Raw genomic sequence first — 16073 nt, forward strand, 5'->3', positions numbered from 1 at the left:
CAAGCGCTCGGCTCAGGCCGACCGCGCCTGCTTCGCCGAAGCGATCCGCGTCTGCTCGGAAGTCCCAGGCGCCGGCCAGCCGATGCAGGAATCGTGGGCGCGGAAATTCCGCAGCCACCAGGCCCAGTCTTCCGGCACCAGCGAGAACGGGTCTTCGTGGGCCAGTTCGCGCGCGGCCCAGACCGGCCAGTGCGGATTGGCCAGCGCCGGGCGGCCGAGCATGGCGATGTCGATCAGCTCCTCGCGGATCACCTGATCGGCCACTGACGGCAGGCCGAGATTCCAGCTGGCCGCGACCGGAATGCCGACTTCATTCCTGAGCCGCGTCGCGCGCTCGACCATGAACGCCATGTCCGCGAACGGCGGCGCGCTCATCTCATCGGTATTGAAGCCGATGCTGAGATCGGCGAGGTCCAGGCCGTGGTCCTTCATCATCCGCACGGCTTCGATCGAGTCCTCGAACTGCACGCCTTTCGGGTGCAGATCGTCTGACCCCAAGCGCATGGTCAGCGGCAGCCGTTCGGGCCAGACCTTGCGCACGGCGTCGATCGCTTCGAGATGGAAACGGGCGCGATTGGCGACGCTGCCGCCGTACTCGTCAGTGCGCTGATTGGCCAGCGGCGAGAAGAAGCTGGAGCCGAGATAGCCGTGCGCGAAGTGCAGTTCCAGCCATTCGAAGCCGGCATCGGCGGCGCGGCGGGCACCGTCGGCGAACGCCTGGTGGATCGCCTTGATCTCGTCGCGCGTCAGTTCGTGCACGGGGTAGGTGCGATGGCCGCCGTAGGGAATCGCCGACGGCCCGACCACTGGCCAGCCGTCCGGATGATCCGGCGGCAATTGCGCGCCGCCCTGCCAGGGTTTGAGTTCCGAGCCCTTGCGGCCGGTGTGACCGAGCTGGATTGCCGGCACCGCGCCGAATTCCTTGATGATCGTCGTGACCCGTTTCAGGCCTTCGATCTGCTCGTCCTTCCAGATGCCGCCGCAGCCGACGCTGGTGCGGCCGTCCGGCGTCACCGCGATCTGCTCCGGGAAGATCAGGCCGAAGCCGCCAGCGGCGCGCGAGCCCATCAGCATGATGTGGAAGTCGGTCATCTCGCCGTCGGTGGACCGGTACATGGTCATCGGCGACATGGCAATGCGGTTGCGCAGGGTCACGCCCTTGAGCGTGTACGGGCTGAACAGGTTCGGCATGTAACGGCTCCGGATCTGGTGGGGATGATCTGAGGCTACGGCCAGCGGCTTGTGGAGGATGCACAGGGCTGGCCCGCAGCATTCATGCCGGATCGGTGCTCACGCGAACCTGGGGCAAACCCTCAAGGCATCGGATCCAGCAGCCCGGTCATTCCCAGCGGCGCATAGGCACCGATCAGCAACTGCTCAAGCACGCCGAAACCCTGGCTGACGCGACCATCCGGCCCGGTCATCGTGGCGCTGACGAAAGCCTGGATGTGCGAGTACGGCGGCAGATGGGTGCGAATGTCGGCGGTGCGGATCTGGTCGTAGCCGACGGCCAGCGGCCCCTTGTTCAGGCCATGCGCCCAGTCCGGATTGAAGTAGCCGAGGCCGGTCATGAAGAACGGCCATTTCACCGTCAGGTCGATGCGCGTCTCGTCGCCATTGCGATGGACGAACTGGAACGAGGCCGAATCCGCATGACGAGTGCCGGAAGGGATGCGCAGTGTCGAGGTGGCGCTGCGCAGATGCTCGACGTGCTTGCCGTTGCGGCCGATCACCGCACCCATGTTCCAGGGCTCGCCGTGCTCGTCGGCATTGAGGTTGTAGAGCACGTAGCAATCGTCGAAATGCAATGGCGACCACAGCCAGTGGAACTGCGAAAAGCCCGGCGGGTCCATCGGCTGCGGATCGGCCATGCCGATCGGTCGCACGCCCCAGGAACGATCGCGGGTGCCGGTCATGCCATCGACGACGAAGCGATTACCCTGCACCTCGATCCAGCCGCGGTAGTGGCCCTGCTGGGTCAGCCGGGTCAGGTCCATGAACATCCGCGGGCCGTTGCGGCGGGTGTAGCGCGGCTCTTCGAGCGCTTCGGCGTAGCCGCTGAACAGGATGTCGGCATGGATGCCGTGCTCGGCGGAATCCACCCGCACGCGCAGCTGCTGCAGCGGCACGACCACGTCGACCGAGATCGGCCCGACCTGGGTATCCATGCGCTCCATCTTCAGATGCCGCGAGGCATGCAGGTTGTGCTGCACGCCATCGACGACGATGCAGAACGCCGCGTCCATGACGTTCAGCAGCGGATAGACGCCGAGCGCGGCGGCGAAGAACACGCTGCCTTCCGGGTTGTAGCCGTTGAAGAAATAGCGGTCGTAAAAGTTGCGATCGGTGCCGGCGTAGGCAATCGGCTCGGCCGTCTGGTGAATCGGGTAGTCGTCACCCTTGGTCAGCATGTCGTGTCTCGGCTCAGTGGATCAGGGACAGCGAATCGAGATCGATCATCTGCTGCGCATGACGATTGATCATCGTGCTCAGCATCTGATCGCCGCGTTCGGTCGGCGTGGTGATCGCCGCACCGACCACGCCCATGATCAGGCCGTGTGGCGCCAGCAGGCGGTAGTCGTGCCAGCAGCGCTCCCAGCTGTAATCGCTGACGCCGCGGGCGAGCAGGGCGCTGTGGTAACGACGAGCCAACGTCTCCTCGACCGGCCGGCGCACCTCGGGCAACAGGCCGGCGCCGATGAAGTAGCTGGCGTCGAGCACACCTGGCCCGGCCATCAGGGTCTGCCAGTCGAGCGCGGCGACCGGCGTCTTGCCGCAACGGGCGTCGAACAGCATGTTGTCGAGCCGGTAGTCGTGATGAACGATGGTGAACGGCGCGATCTGCATCGCGAACCAGGGGACGATCTTCGCCGCGAACTCGTCGAGGATCGCTGCCACACCGGGTTCGAGCAGCGCGGCGAAGCGTGGCTTGACCATCTGCACCGCCGGGGGGAACTGGCTGGAGTACATGCCGACCATCAGGTCGCGGCTCATCCACGGCTGCGACAGCGTTGCCTTGTCGTTCCACAGCGGTGCCTGCATGGCCGCCACTGCGTCCATCGCCGCTTCGGCATCTGCCAGGCTGCAGCCGGTCAGCTGATCACCGCCGCGGGCGGGGGCGAGGTCTTCGAACAGCAGGCAGAAGGTGGTCTTGTCGGCGGCGATGTCGGCGAACAGCGCGGTGGCCACGACGGGGCCGAGGCGCGGCGCGACCACCTGATAGAAGCGCGTCTCGCGTTCATACAGGCCGAGTGCAGTGCCGGAAGCGCGGCTGGTTTCGCCGGCGGCCGCCATCTTGGCGACCAGGGTTGCCGGTGCGCCGGTTTCGGCGATGTCGTAAGCGAGGGCGATACGAAGATTGGTGCCGAGCATGCCGTTGCCGACGGCAGTCGTGCTGGCACTGATCACGCGCGCGGCACGAATGCGGCCGCTGGCGCGCAGCACGGCAGTCAGCCATTCCGGGGTCAAACCGGCCGGACCATCGATCAGGGGATGGCCAGCGGCTGGGTCATGCCGCAGCGGGGTGGTCTGGGTGCTCATGCGTTCTCCTCGCGATTGTTGATGTTTCGTCCGGCATGTCGATGCTGCCGAATCAAAATTTGACGCTGTATAATTTACAGTGTTAAATCAAGTTATGCCACGAGCCCCGTTAAGTCAAGAAAGCCTCGATGCGATGCGCCAGCGCCTGGTCTGGCTGGCGCTCGACATCTATCGCCGCGAGGGCATCGATGCCATCTCGCTGCGCCGCCTTGCCGAGATGGCCGGCATCAGCCACACGCTGCCGTACCGTTATTTCGAATCCAAGGAAGCCTTGCTGGTCGCCTTGCGCACCGAGTGCACGCAGGCCTTCGATCGCCATGTGCACGAGCAGGAACACGCCAAGGCGCCGCCGCTGGAGCGCATCCGCTCGGTGGCCGAGGCCTACATCGATTACGTGCGCCGCTGGCCGACTGATTACTTGCTGATCTTCGCCGCGCACCCGACGCCGCTGACCCAGTACCCGGACCTGCTGGCCGCGCGTCAGCGGGTGGTGGAGCACGGCGTCGAAGTCGCGCAGTCGGCGATCGATGCCGGCCTGCTGCATGGCGATGCCCGCCAGGTTGCCCATCTGTTCTGGATGTCGCTGCATGGTCTGATGACCCTGCACGTCGCCGGCCAGCTGGTGCATGGCTGCAGCCTGGAAGACCTGCTGGAGCCGATGATCGAATCGATGATCGGCAGCAAGGCCCAAGCGGCTCCGGTGGCCGCTCCAGGGGCCGCAAGCGCACGCCGCCGCCCGGACCCGAATCGCCCGCCGCGCGTTCCGCCCAGCGATGTCCTGATCGCGCCCCGGCGTCGACGTCCTGGCCCGCGCGGCTGAACCGTTCCCAATCCGCTGAACCGCGAGTTCCCCATGAGCACTGCCCCCGTATCGCTGACCGGCCTGAGCCCCGAGCAGAAGGCCGAATTCAATCGCCTGACCCGCGCGCCCGACATCGCCTGGCCTACCGTCGCGCTGTGGGTGCTGGTGGTCGGCGTCTACCTGTCCAGCTATGTGCTGGCCGGCATCGGCATCATCCCGCTGTGGTGGGGCATGGTCATCAACAGCGTGATTGGCTACTTCGCGTTCTCGATCGTTCACGACTCCATTCATCGCGCGATCTCGACCAACGCCAGGCTCAACGACTTCATCGGCCAGACCACCGTCTGGCTCGGCGCACCGTATGTCGATCTGAAACTGTTCCGCTGGGGCCACATCCTCCATCACCGGTTCACCGGCGGCCCGCGCGATCCTGACCAGATCCTGCATGGCCCGACCTGGAGTCTTCCATTTCGCTGGATCGCGATCGATCTGCTCTATCTGATCCACTCCATTCGCTATGGCGACAAGATTTCCAAGCCTTATCTGCGCCGTTCGCTATGGCTGACCGCAGGCACCGCCGTGGTCTTCGGCGCGCTGATCGCCAATGGTTATTTCTGGCATCTGGTGATGCTCTGGTTCGTGCCTTCGCGGATGATCTTCCTCACCCTCGGCTTCAGCTTCTTCTGGCTGCCGCACGTGCCGCATGACGTGCGCCAGGACGAGAACCTGACCAAGGCCACGGCGATCCGCCTCGGCTTCGAGAGCTTCATGACGCCGGCGCTGCAGTACCAGAACTTCCACCTGATTCACCACCTGTATCCGACCACGCCGTTCTACAACAACGTCCGCGTCTGGCAGCTGCTGGAGCCGGCGCTGCGCCAGCGCGATCTGGCGATCCAGTACGGCTTCGCGATCCGGCCGACGATTCATCCGGCGCCGGGCGCTTGAGCCGAGTCCAACTATAAAAAGCTGAGGAGACCTCGATGAGCACAGCCAACCGCCGCTATCGCTGCCGCTACTGCTCGCACATCTATGACGAAGCCCTCGGCGATGCCGACGCCGGCATCGCGCCCGGCACTCGTTTCGAGGACATTCCGGACGACTGGATGTGCCCGGAGTGTGGTGCGGCGAAGGGTGATTACGACTTGATCGAGGGCTGAAGTTTCGCCAGCCAGCTGACGATCGCGGCAGTCACTCGTTCGGGCTGATCGCGATGCGGCGAGTGGCCGCAGCTTTCGAGCTTCAGCAGTTCGACTTTCGGCGCAGCGGCGGCGATGCCATCGATCTGCGCCATCGTTCCGTATTCGTCATCGAGGCCCTGAATCGCGAGCACCGGGCAGTTGATCTGCGGCAGCAGCGATTCTGTCGACCAGGCCTTGAAGCGCTGATCGAGCCAGACATCGTTCCAGCCGCGGAAGGCTGATTCGACGTCGTCGTGAAAGCGGGCGAGCTTGGCTTTGAAGTCCGTGGTCTCGTACGTAACCCGCGCGCGCTCGATGCTGGTGATGCTGATCGGCTCGACCATGATGTGCGGCGCCAGCACGATGATGCCGGCGAGCTGCGTGCCGAAATGCGCAGCGTGGATCAAGGCGATCGAAGCGCCGTCGCTGTGGCCGAACAGGATCACCCGCTCGCGCTGCAGATCGATGCCGACTTCCGCGAACAAGGCCGGCAACACTTCCAGCGCCTGGATTTCGAGAAAGTCCGGCCCCCAGTGTTCATCCGGAGACTTCGGCGTAGAACGGCCATAGGCGGGACGCGAATAGACCAGGCCGCGGCAGCCGGTGGCGGCGCATAGCTGTGCCGGGAAGTCTCGCCACATGGCGACCGAGCCAAGGCCTTCGTGCAGGAACACCAGCAGCGGTGCATCCGGCGCGGCGGCCTCGATCCAGACGTATTCGATGGACAGATCGCGGCCGCGATGGCTGATCGCCGCGAACAGGGATGTCATGTCTTGGCCGCTTCGCGTTCGCGCAAGCGGTAGCGCTGGATCTTGCCGGTCGGCGTCTTCGGCAGTTCGTCGATCAGCACCAGATCGCGCGGCACCTTGTGCGGTGCCAGCCGGGCTTTCAGGAAGCTGCGCAGCTCGCTACACAGGTCCGGGCCTTTAGCATGGCCGTCCTTGAGCACGACGAAGGCCTTGCAGCGGGTCAGGCCATCGGCATCGAGGGTGCCGATCACCGCCGCTTCGAGCACTGCGCCATGCGCCATCAGGCCGCTTTCGATCTCGAACGGCGACACGTACTGGCCGCTGACTTTCAGCATGTCGTCGGCGCGGCCGGAGTAGGTGTACCAGCCTTCGGCATCGCGCACGTACTTGTCGCCGCTCTTCAGCCAGTCGCCGATGAAGGTGGCTCGGGACTTGTCGCGATTGGTCCAGTACATCAGCGCCGCGCTGTCGCCGCGTACCTGCAGCTCGCCGGTTTCGCCATCGGCGCTGGGCAGGCCGTCTTCGTTGACCAGGCGAATCTCGTAACCGGGCACCGGCTTGCCGCTGCTGCCGTAGCGCAGGCCTTCATCGCTGTTCGACAGGTAGATGTGCAGCATCTCGGTGGAGCCGATGCCGTCGAGGATCGGTGCGCCGTAATGCGCGGTGAAGCGCTCGCCCACGTCTTTCGGCAGCGCTTCGCCGGCCGAGGTGCAGCGGCGCAGGCGCAAGGCACTGCGCGCGGGCAGGGCAGGCGAGGCGAGCATCAGCGCGTACAGGGTCGGCACGCCGAAGAACACCGTGGGCTGATGACGCACGAGCTTGTCGAACACCGCTTCGGCGGTCGGTCGTGTACCGAGCAGCACGACGGTGGCGCCGACGCTGAGCGGAAAGCTCAGCGCATTGCCGAGGCCGTAAGCGAAGAACAGCTTGGCGGCCGAGAAGGTCACGTCGCTTTCATCGAGCTTCAGCACATGCCGGCCGTAGGTCGCGGTGGTCATGAACAGATTGCCCTGCGTGTGCACCGTGCCTTTCGGCTTGCCAGTGGAGCCGCTGGAGTAGAGCCAGAAGGCAATGTCGTCGCGATGGGTTGCGGCGGCAGTGATCGCCCCTTCGTCGCCATTGGCACCACGATCGGCGAGGACGGCGAATGGCCGCACGCCGGCTGGCAACGCAGCTTCGTCAGCATTCGATACGAACACCGGCAGTGGACTGCTTGCGGCCAGCGCGGCCTGCACGGTCGGCAGCAGGTTCATCGACGTGAACACCGCGCGCGCGCCGCTGTGACCGATCATCCAGGCGTAGTCCGCCGCCGGCAGCAAGGTGTTGACTGCGACCGGCACCACGCCGGCGTACAGGCAGCCAAGGAACGCGACTGGCCAGTCGACGCAGTCCTGCATCACCAGCAGCACCCGTTCTTCACGGCGCAGGCCGAGCGCGGGCAGGGCAGCGGCGAAGCGGCGCACACGGCTGGCGAGTTCGCCGTAGCTCATCGTCCGGCTGTCATCGACGTACGCCGTCTTTGCCGCGCGGGTCGCGTTCAGCGCCAGCAGGTGCGCGGCAAAATTGAATTGCTCGGGCGGGCGCTCGATCGTTGGGCTTGTCGGGGCTTGCATCGGTGCTGCTCCTCCTGCGCAATGTCCGGGCGCCTGACTGTCCGCACCCCGGTACGAGAACTACCGCCTCATGGAAGGCGCGAGGAAAATGCAACATAATGCATCTCAGCGTCAAGCCCGACGCCTTGCCGAAATGCCTGCTCGACCCCGCCGATGAGCCGCGAACGCCCTGCCGAAGTCCCCGTCGAAGTTGCGACCGAAGACGGCCGCGAGCCGCTGCTGGTGGCGCTCGGCACCCGGGTGCGCGGCCTGCGCGCGCGGCGCGGCATCACCCGAAAAACCCTGGCGCAGATCGCCGATGTTTCCGAGCGTCATCTGGCCAATCTCGAAGCCGGCGATGGCAATCCTTCAGTGCTGATCCTGGCTCAGGTCGCCAAGGCGCTGGACTGCCCGATCGCCGAACTGCTAGGCGATGAAACCACCGATAGCCCCGACTGGCTGCTGATCCGCGATCTGCTGCACGAGCGCACGCCGGCCGAGCTGGCGCTGGCGCGGGCACGGTTGACCGAGTTGTTCGGCGTCGACGGCGCGGCCGATCAGCGCTCGCAGCGTATTGCGTTGGTCGGCCTGCGCGGCGCCGGCAAATCGACGCTGGGCCGGATGCTGGCCGCCGAGCGTGGCATTCCCTTCGTCGAGCTGAATCGCGAGATCGAGCGCATCGCCGGCTGCAAGCCCGAGCAGATCCATACCTTGTACGGGCCGGCGGCCTATCGTCGCTACGAGCGCCGCGCGCTCGACGAAGCGCTGAAGGCGCATCCGGCAGCGGTGATCGCGACGCCCGGCGGCATCGTTTCCGAAGCGGCCACTTTCAACGTGCTGCTGGCCCACTGCTACACGGTCTGGCTGACCGCCGAGCCGGACGAGCACATGAACCGGGTCGTCGCCCAGGGCGATCTGCGGCCGATGTCCGGCAACCGCGAAGCAATGGCCGATCTGAAGCTGATCCTCAACGAACGCACGCCGTTCTATGCCAAGGCCGATCTGCGCTTCGATACCAGCGGCAAGGCGCTGGAACGCTGCCATGCGGAATTGAGTGGGGCGCTCGCCAAGCTCATCTGAGGCCTCGATGAAGTTTGGGCGGGTTGACATGCATAATAATGCATGCACAATAATGCATCACCGTCGCTCCCCGAGGATGTCCTGATGAGCCTGCCTGCCACGCCGCCCGTTACTGCCGACCTGCAGGTCGACTATCAGACCGATCCTTCGCAGTACCGGCACTGGAAGCTCAGCTTCGACGGGACGACTGCGAGGCTGGCGATGGATGTCGCCGAGGATGGCGGCATCAAGACCGGCTACAAGCTGAAGCTCAATTCCTACGATCTCGGCGTCGACATCGAATTGCACGATGCGCTGAATCGCATCCGCTTCGAGCATCCGGAAGTGCGCACCGTCGTCGTCACGTCGGGCAAGGACCGCATCTTCTGCTCGGGTGCCAACATCTTCATGCTTGGCCTGTCGACGCACGCCTGGAAGGTGAACTTCTGCAAGTTCACCAATGAGACGCGCAACGGCATCGAGGACTCCAGCCGTCATTCGGGTCTGAAGTTCCTGGCCGCAGTAAACGGTGCCTGCGCCGGCGGCGGCTACGAGATGGCACTGGCCTGCGATCGCATCCTGCTGGTCGACGATCGTTCGTCGTCGGTGTCGCTGCCGGAAGTGCCCTTGCTTGGCGTGCTGCCGGGCACCGGCGGCCTGACCCGCGTCACCGACAAGCGCAGCGTCCGCCATGACCATGCCGACATCTTCTGCACCAGTGTCGAAGGCGTGCGTGGCCAGCGCGCCAAGGATTGGCGGCTGGTCGACGAGATCGCCAAGCCGGCGGCGTTCGAAGCGGCAATCAAGGCCGAAGTCGACAAACTCGACGCGCAGAGCGATCGCCCGGCCAATGCCAGAGGCGTTGCGCTGACACCGATCGATCGCAGCCTCACGGCGGATGGCGTCGAGTACGGCAACGTGTCGATCCGCATCGACCGCGCCAAGCGCCTCGCCCATCTCACCGTGCGCGCGCCGAAGACGGCACAGCCGTCGGACCTCGCCGGCATCCTCGAAGCCGGTGCCAGCTGGTGGCCGCTGCAGATGGGCCGCGAACTGGATGACGCGATCCTGCATCTGCGCACCAACGAGCTGGACATCGGCACCTGGCTGCTGCGCACCGAAGGCGATCAGGCTGCGGTGCTGGCCTGTGATGCAGCGCTCGAAGCCCATGCCACGAACTGGTTCGTGCGCGAAACGCGCGGCCTGCTGCGCCGCTGCCTGGCGCGGCTGGATGTGTCGTCACGCACGCTGTTCGCGCTGATCGAAGAAGGCTCCTGCTTCGTCGGCACCCTGGCCGAAATCGCCTTCGCGGCGGACCGCAGCTACATGCAGCTGCTGCCGGAGAACGGCCCGGTGATCCAGTTGAACGCGCTCAACTTCGGCGCTTATCCGATGGTCAATCACAAGGCCCGTCTGGCGCGTCGCTTCTATGAAGAAACCTCGCCGATGGAGTCCGCCAAGCGGGCCATCGGCCAGCAGCTCGATTCCGCCGAAGCGCTGAGCCTGGGCCTGATCACCGCGAATCCGGACGATATCGACTGGAACGATGAAATCCGCACCGCCTGCGAAGAGCGCGCCGCACTGTCGCCGGATGCCTTGACCGGCCTCGAAGCGAACCTGCGCTTCGGCCCCGGCGAAACCATGGAGACCCGCGTGTTCGGCCGCCTCAGCGCCTGGCAGAACTGGATCTTCATTCGCCCGAACGCCGTTGGCGACAAGGGTGCACTCAAGGTCTACGGCAAGGGCGAAAAGGCGGTCTTCGATCGCAACCGCGTCTGAACTCCATTCTTCCATTCATCCATTTCGGAGCCGCACGATGTCCACGATCGACTACAGCCAGAAGATTCCGAACAACGTCAATCTGTCCAGTGACCGCACCCTGCAGCGCGCCCTCGAAAACTGGCAGCCGAACTTCCTGAACTGGTGGGGCGACATGGGTCCGGCCGGCTCGCATCAGCACGATGTCTATCTGCGTACCGCGGTATCGGCCGAGCCGAGCGGCTGGGCGCACTTCGATCACGTCAAGATGCCGGACTACCGCTGGGGCATCTTCCTGTCGCCGCAGGTGCAGGAACGCAAGATCCATTTCGGCGAGCACAAGGGCGAGGATGTCTGGCAGGAAGTGCCGGGCGAACATCGCGCCAACCTGCGCCGCATCATCGTCACCCAGGGTGATACCGAGCCGGCGTCGGTCGAGCAGCAGCGTCACCTCGGCATGACCGCGCCGAGCCAGTACGACTTGCGCAACCTGTTCCAGATCAATGTCGAGGAAGGCCGCCACCTGTGGGCGATGGTCTATCTGCTGCACCGCTACTTCGGCCGCGATGGCCGCGAGGAAGCCGATGCGCTGCTCGAACGCCGCTCCGGCCAGGAAGATAATCCGCGCATCCTCGGTGCCTTCAACGAGCAGACGCCGGACTGGCTGAGCTTCTTCATGTTCACCTACTTCACCGACCGCGACGGCAAGTTCCAGCTCTGCGCGCTGGCCGAGTCGAGCTTCGATCCGCTGGCCCGCACGACCAAGTTCATGCTGACCGAGGAAGCGCATCACATGTTCGTCGGCGAGAGCGGCGTGTCGCGCGTGATCGCCCGCACCTGCGAGCTGATGAAGAAGCACAACGTCGAAGCACCGGACCAGGTGCGCGCGCTCGGCGCGATCGATCTCGGCACCCTGCAGCGCTATCTGAACTTCCATTACAGCGTGACGCTCGATCTGTTCGGCGCCGATCAATCGTCGAATGCCGCAACCTTCTATTCGTCCGGCATCAAGGGCCGTTACGAGGAAGGCCGGCGGGTCGACGACCATGTGCTGAAGGACATGGGCTACAAGATTCTCGAAGTCGTCGACGGCAAGCTGGTCGAGAAAGAAGTGCCGATGCTGAACGCGCTGAACGAAGTGCTCAGAGACGATTTCATCAAGGATTCCGAAGCCGGCATCGGCCGCTGGAACAAGGTCATCGAGAAGGCCGGCCTGCCGTTCCGCCTGACCGTGCCGCACAAGGCCTTCAATCGCCAGATCGGTTCGTTGTCCGGCGCCCGCGTTGCGCCGGATGGCACGCCGATCACGCAGGCGCAGTGGGATGCCAACGTCTCCAACTGGCTGCCGACCGTTGCCGACCGCGCCTACGTGACCAGCCTGATGGGCTGTGTCAACACGCCGGGGCAGTACGCGAACTGGATTTCGGCGCCGCTGGTGGGCGTCAACAAGCAGCCGATGGACATGGAGTACGTGCGCTTCAACTGAAGCGCACGCCATTCTTCAAGCGCCCGCCATGAACGCACCCGCACCGTCCGTGCTGAAGCAGCATCTGATCGATCCGGTCATCTGCATACGCTGCAATACCTGCGAAGAAACCTGCCCGATCAAGGCGATCACCCACGATTCGCGCAACTACGTCGTCGACCCGGATATCTGCAACGGCTGCGGCGCCTGCATCTCGCCATGCCCGACCGGCTCGATCGACAACTGGCGCAGCGTGATCAAGGCCGAGGCCTACAGTCTCGATGCGCAGCTGGGCTGGGACGAACTGCCAGAGGAACTTGAACTGGATGTCGCCGCCGGCAGCACGGTCGACGAGGAGCCTGTCTTCGCAACGCCGCCGCTCGACACTGCACGCGGCTCGACGCTGGCGCCGAAATCGGCCGCGATGCCGAGCGTCAATCTGCATACGATCAAGCAGCCGGCGACGGCGACCGTGGTCGGCAACTTCCGGGTCACCGCCACCGATCACGACAGCGACACTCATCACATCGTGCTCGACTTCGGCTCGCAGCCGTTCCCGGTGCTCGAAGGTCAGTCGATCGGCATCATCCCGCCGGGGACCGATGCCCACGGCCGGCCGCATCACGCCCGCCAGTATTCGATCGCCAGCCCGCGCGATGGTGAACGGCCGAAGTACAACAATCTGTCGTTGACGGTGAAACGCGTGCTCGTCGATCACAGCGGCCAGCCGGTGCGCGGCGTCGCTTCGAACTACGTCTGCGATCTGCAGAAGGGCGATCAGGTGAAGGTCATCGGCCCGTTCGGCAGCACCTTTCTGATGCCGGACGATGCCAAGGCCAATCTGCTGATGATCTGCACCGGCACCGGCTCCGCGCCAATGCGCGGCATGACCGAGCGGCGGCGGCGTTTGATGAAGGAAGGTGACGGCAAGCTGATGTTGTTCTTCGGCGCTCGCAGCCAGGAAGAGCTGCCGTACTTCGGGCCGCTGATGAAGCTGCCGAAAAGCTTCATCGACATCAACCTCGCGTTCTCAAGGACGCCGGGTCAGCCGCGCACCTATGTGCAGGACTTGATGCGCGCCCGCGCCAGCGAGATTGCCGCGTTGCTGAAGTCAGACGACACCCATCTCTATGTCTGCGGCCTGAAGGGCATGGAAGACGGCGTCATCGATGCGCTGCGTTATGCCGCCGACCAGCACGGCCTGGACTGGCGCACGCTGCATCCCAAGTTGAAGGCGGAAGGGCGCCTGCATCTGGAAACCTATTAGAGCTTGCCCGCGATTTATTCACGGACTAGCGCTTAGTCGTCGCGCATTTCCAGGCTGCGGTTGATACCCAGCGCCATCAAGGTGCCGACTGCTCCCGACAGCAGATAGAGGCCGACATAACCGACGCCGAAGCGGCTGGCGATGAAAAGGGCAGCCAGCGGCGCAAAGGCGGCACCGACCAGCCAGGCGAGATCGGAGGTGATGATCGCGCCGCTGTAGCGGTAGCGGCTTGGGAAGGTCGAATTGATCGCGCCCGCTGCCTGGGCATGGGTGAAGCCGAGCAGCACGAAGCCGCCGAGTACAAACAGCAGCGCGCCGATCAGGCTGCCGTGCAGGAACATCGGCAGCAGACCGACGAGGCTGAACAGCGCGATCAGGCCGGCGCCGATCGCCAGGGTGGCGCGGCGGCCGATGCGATCGGCGATCTGGCCGGACAGCAGCATGCCGACGATGCACAGCAGCGCACCGAACATCTGCACGCTCAGGCATTCGACAACGCTGACCTTCTCGCTGGTCAGCAAGGTCACCCAGGACAGCGGGAACACGGTAACCACATGGAACAGCGCGAAGCTCGCGAGCGGCGCGAAGGCGCCGAGCACGATGCCGACGCGCTGGGTACGCAGCAGTTCGACGGTGGGCGAGGGCTCCAGTTCACGGGTCTGCAGCAGCGCCGTGAACTCCGGCGTCACCACCAGGCGCAGGCGGGCGAACAGCGCCACCACGTTGATCGCAAAGGCCACACAGAACGGATAGCGCCAGCCCCAGTCGACGAAATCGGCCGGCGTCAGCGATGACACCAGGAAGGCGAACAGGCCGGCGGCGATGAAGAAGCCGATCGGCCCGCCAAGCTGCGGCAGCATCGCGTACCAGCCACGGCGGTTCTCCGGGGCGTTCAGCGCCAGCAGCGACGGCAGGCCGTCCCAGCTGCCGGCGATGCCGACGCCTTGTGCCATGCGCATCAGCGCCAGCAACACGATCGCCCATTCGCCGAGCACGGCATAACTCGGCAGGAAGGCGATGCCGGCGGTTGAGGTGCCGAGCACGAACAGCGCGATGGTCAGCTTCGAGCCGCGGCCGTAGCGCTCGTGCACGAGACGGAACAGCGCCGAGCCGAACGGGCGGGCGATGAACGCCAGCGAAAAGATCGCGAACGAATAGAAGGTGCCGGTCTTGGCGTCGACGAACGGGAAGAACACCGACGGAAACACCAGCACCGACGCGATGCCGAAGACGAAGAAGTCGAACATCTCCGACAGCCGGCCGATGACCACGCCGATGGCGATCTCGCCCGGCGCAACAGACGCGTGCGCCTCGGCCTTAGCCGTCATGCTTGCTGGAGAGGCTGTCAGGGAGTGAGTCTGAGTAGGGCTGGACATCGTCTGTTCCCGATCGATCGCATCGGCCCGGTTCGGCCAACGCTGCGTACCTTCGCACGATTGCTCGTCCGCGCCGATGGGACAAAAGGTCCAATCGCGGATTGCCGGTCCGGGGCCTAGATTGCCATTCGTACGGAGACCCGTACGCCCGACCGGACGCTGTCCATGCCTGCCCGCCTGCCCAGATTGCCTCCATTGCCTCCATTGCTGCTTCCGCTGCTGCTGACGCTGCCGCTCGCCGGTTGTGGCCTGGTGACGCTATCACCGTCCGGCGATATCGCCGCCCGGCAGGGCGATCTGATCGTCGTCGCCACCGTGCTGATGCTGCTGATCGTGGTGCCGGTGATGGTGCTGACCGGCTGGTTCGCCTGGCATTTCCGAGCCACCAACCAGAAAGCCAATCACGATCCGGACTGGCATCACTCCACGGCGCTGGAACTGGTGATCTGGTCGGCACCGCTGCTGATCGTGATCATGCTCGGCGCGGTGACCTGGATCTCCACCCACACGCTGGACCCGTTCCGCAAGCTCGATCGCATCGCCGAGGGGCGCCCGCTGCCGGAGGGCGTGAAGCCGCTGAAGGTACAGGTGGTGGCGCTGGACTGGAAATGGCTGTTCATCTATCCGGACTACGGCATCGCCAGCGTCAACGAGATGGCGGCACCCGTCGATGTGCCGATCGAATTCCAGATCACCTCGTCGACGGTGATGAACTCGTTCTTCGTGCCGGCGCTTGCGGGCCAGATCTATGCGATGCCGGCGATGGAAACCCGGCTGCACGCGGTGATCAACAAGGCCGGCGACTTCGAAGGTTTCTCCGCCAACTACAGCGGCGCCGGTTTCTCGCAGATGCGCTTCAACTTCAAGGGCCTGGATGGCCAGGACTTCGATCGCTGGGTCGCGAAAGCGCGCGAGTCGAACGCCGAGCTGAGTCGCGGCGAATACCTGCAGCTGGAAAAGCCCGGCGCACGCGGGCCCGTGCGCCTCTACGGCAAGACCATGGCCGGCCTCTATGACGCCGTGCTCAACCTGTGCGTGGAGCCGACCAAGATGTGCCAGCGCGACATGGCGGCGATCGACGCCCGCGGTGGCCTGGGCCTGGCCAATGTCTACAACGTGACGCGCCTCAGTTACGACGCCGACCGCCGTCGCGGTGCCGAGCTTCCGGCCAGCAATGTCTATGTCGCCGCACTGTGCTCGCTGCCGTCCGACGTGATGGCCTCGCCGGTCGACCCGGCGTTCTACGGCAGCCGCCGCCTCGCGCCTTGAATTCAAGCTCTCGAT

The 16073-nt window shown here is 65.0% G+C and carries 14 protein-coding genes; 8 read left to right on the plus strand and 6 right to left on the minus strand.

All coding sequences use genetic code 11. The features are described 5' to 3' along the window. Window positions 1-12: 12 nt before the first annotated feature. The 3 genes from G513_RS23590 to G513_RS23595 form a co-directional block, all read right to left on the minus strand. Window positions 13-1191 (minus strand): NADH:flavin oxidoreductase/NADH oxidase, encoded by a 1179-nt coding sequence (locus G513_RS23590; RefSeq protein ID WP_022977925.1) that lies wholly within the window; start codon window positions 1189-1191, stop codon window positions 13-15. A gap of 122 nt (window positions 1192-1313) precedes the next feature. Continuing rightward, entirely contained in the window at window positions 1314-2411 is a 1098-nt protein-coding gene (locus G513_RS0116285) for an Rv3169 family protein (protein ID WP_022977926.1), read from the minus strand. 13 nt (window positions 2412-2424) lie between these two features. Next, the gene (locus G513_RS23595; protein ID WP_022977927.1) at window positions 2425-3540 is read right to left on the minus strand and encodes a phosphotransferase; all 1116 of its coding nucleotides are present in this window, start codon (window positions 3538-3540) and stop codon (window positions 2425-2427) included. A 133-nt stretch (window positions 3541-3673) separates the two neighbouring features. On the opposite strand from G513_RS23595, the gene G513_RS0116295 reads away from it, so the two are divergent. The 3 genes from G513_RS0116295 to G513_RS0116305 are packed head-to-tail and all read left to right on the plus strand — an operon-like array spanning window position 3674 to window position 5502. Beyond that, the gene (locus G513_RS0116295) at window positions 3674-4360 is read left to right on the plus strand and encodes a TetR/AcrR family transcriptional regulator (protein WP_022977928.1); all 687 of its coding nucleotides are present in this window, start codon (window positions 3674-3676) and stop codon (window positions 4358-4360) included. Window positions 4361-4393: 33 nt separating this feature from the next. Further along, the gene (locus G513_RS0116300; protein WP_022977929.1) at window positions 4394-5290 is read left to right on the plus strand and encodes a fatty acid desaturase; all 897 of its coding nucleotides are present in this window, start codon (window positions 4394-4396) and stop codon (window positions 5288-5290) included. A 35-nt stretch (window positions 5291-5325) separates the two neighbouring features. Then, the gene (locus G513_RS0116305) at window positions 5326-5502 is read left to right on the plus strand and encodes a rubredoxin (protein ID WP_022977930.1); all 177 of its coding nucleotides are present in this window, start codon (window positions 5326-5328) and stop codon (window positions 5500-5502) included. Here the strand turns inward: G513_RS0116305 and G513_RS0116310 are convergent. Together G513_RS0116310 and G513_RS0116315 are read right to left on the minus strand one after the other, a co-directional pair. Continuing rightward, window positions 5481-6293 carry an alpha/beta fold hydrolase gene (locus G513_RS0116310; RefSeq protein WP_022977931.1) on the minus strand — a complete coding sequence of 271 codons (813 nt, stop codon included), beginning with the start codon at window positions 6291-6293 and terminating at the stop codon, window positions 5481-5483. The genes G513_RS0116305 and G513_RS0116310 overlap by 22 nt on opposite strands. Continuing rightward, on the minus strand, window positions 6290-7885 hold the full coding sequence (locus G513_RS0116315; RefSeq protein ID WP_022977932.1) for a benzoate-CoA ligase family protein: 1596 nt from the start codon (window positions 7883-7885) through the stop codon (window positions 6290-6292). Before G513_RS0116315 ends, G513_RS0116310 begins: the two co-directional genes overlap by 4 nt. 153 nt (window positions 7886-8038) lie before the next feature. On the opposite strand from G513_RS0116315, the gene G513_RS23600 reads away from it, so the two are divergent. The 4 genes from G513_RS23600 to boxA all read left to right on the plus strand — a co-directional run bounded on the left by G513_RS23600 (window position 8039) and on the right by boxA (window position 13413). Continuing rightward, a complete protein-coding gene (locus G513_RS23600; RefSeq protein WP_022977933.1) occupies window positions 8039-8944 on the plus strand; it encodes a helix-turn-helix transcriptional regulator in 906 nt (301 codons plus the stop codon). Between the two features lie 84 nt (window positions 8945-9028). Beyond that, entirely contained in the window at window positions 9029-10702 is a 1674-nt protein-coding gene (boxC, locus tag G513_RS0116325; protein WP_022977934.1) for a 2,3-epoxybenzoyl-CoA dihydrolase, read from the plus strand. A gap of 37 nt (window positions 10703-10739) precedes the next feature. Beyond that, on the plus strand, window positions 10740-12167 hold the full coding sequence (gene boxB / locus G513_RS0116330) for a benzoyl-CoA 2,3-epoxidase subunit BoxB (protein WP_022977935.1): 1428 nt from the start codon (window positions 10740-10742) through the stop codon (window positions 12165-12167). A gap of 28 nt (window positions 12168-12195) precedes the next feature. Continuing rightward, window positions 12196-13413: a benzoyl-CoA 2,3-epoxidase subunit BoxA gene (boxA, locus tag G513_RS0116335; protein WP_022977936.1), complete on the plus strand. Its 1218-nt coding sequence runs from the start codon at window positions 12196-12198 to the stop codon at window positions 13411-13413. Window positions 13414-13445: 32 nt separating this feature from the next. On the opposite strand, the gene G513_RS0116340 is transcribed toward boxA, so the two are convergent. Further along, a complete protein-coding gene (locus G513_RS0116340; protein WP_022977937.1) occupies window positions 13446-14741 on the minus strand; it encodes an MFS transporter in 1296 nt (431 codons plus the stop codon). A gap of 213 nt (window positions 14742-14954) precedes the next feature. On the opposite strand from G513_RS0116340, the gene cyoA reads away from it, so the two are divergent. After that, the gene (gene cyoA, locus G513_RS0116345) at window positions 14955-16058 is read left to right on the plus strand and encodes a ubiquinol oxidase subunit II (RefSeq protein ID WP_022977938.1); all 1104 of its coding nucleotides are present in this window, start codon (window positions 14955-14957) and stop codon (window positions 16056-16058) included. Window positions 16059-16073: the final 15 nt, after the last annotated feature.

Source organism: Nevskia ramosa DSM 11499, from assembly GCF_000420645.1.
In the GTDB taxonomy this organism is placed as follows: Bacteria; Pseudomonadota; Gammaproteobacteria; order Nevskiales; family Nevskiaceae; genus Nevskia; species Nevskia ramosa.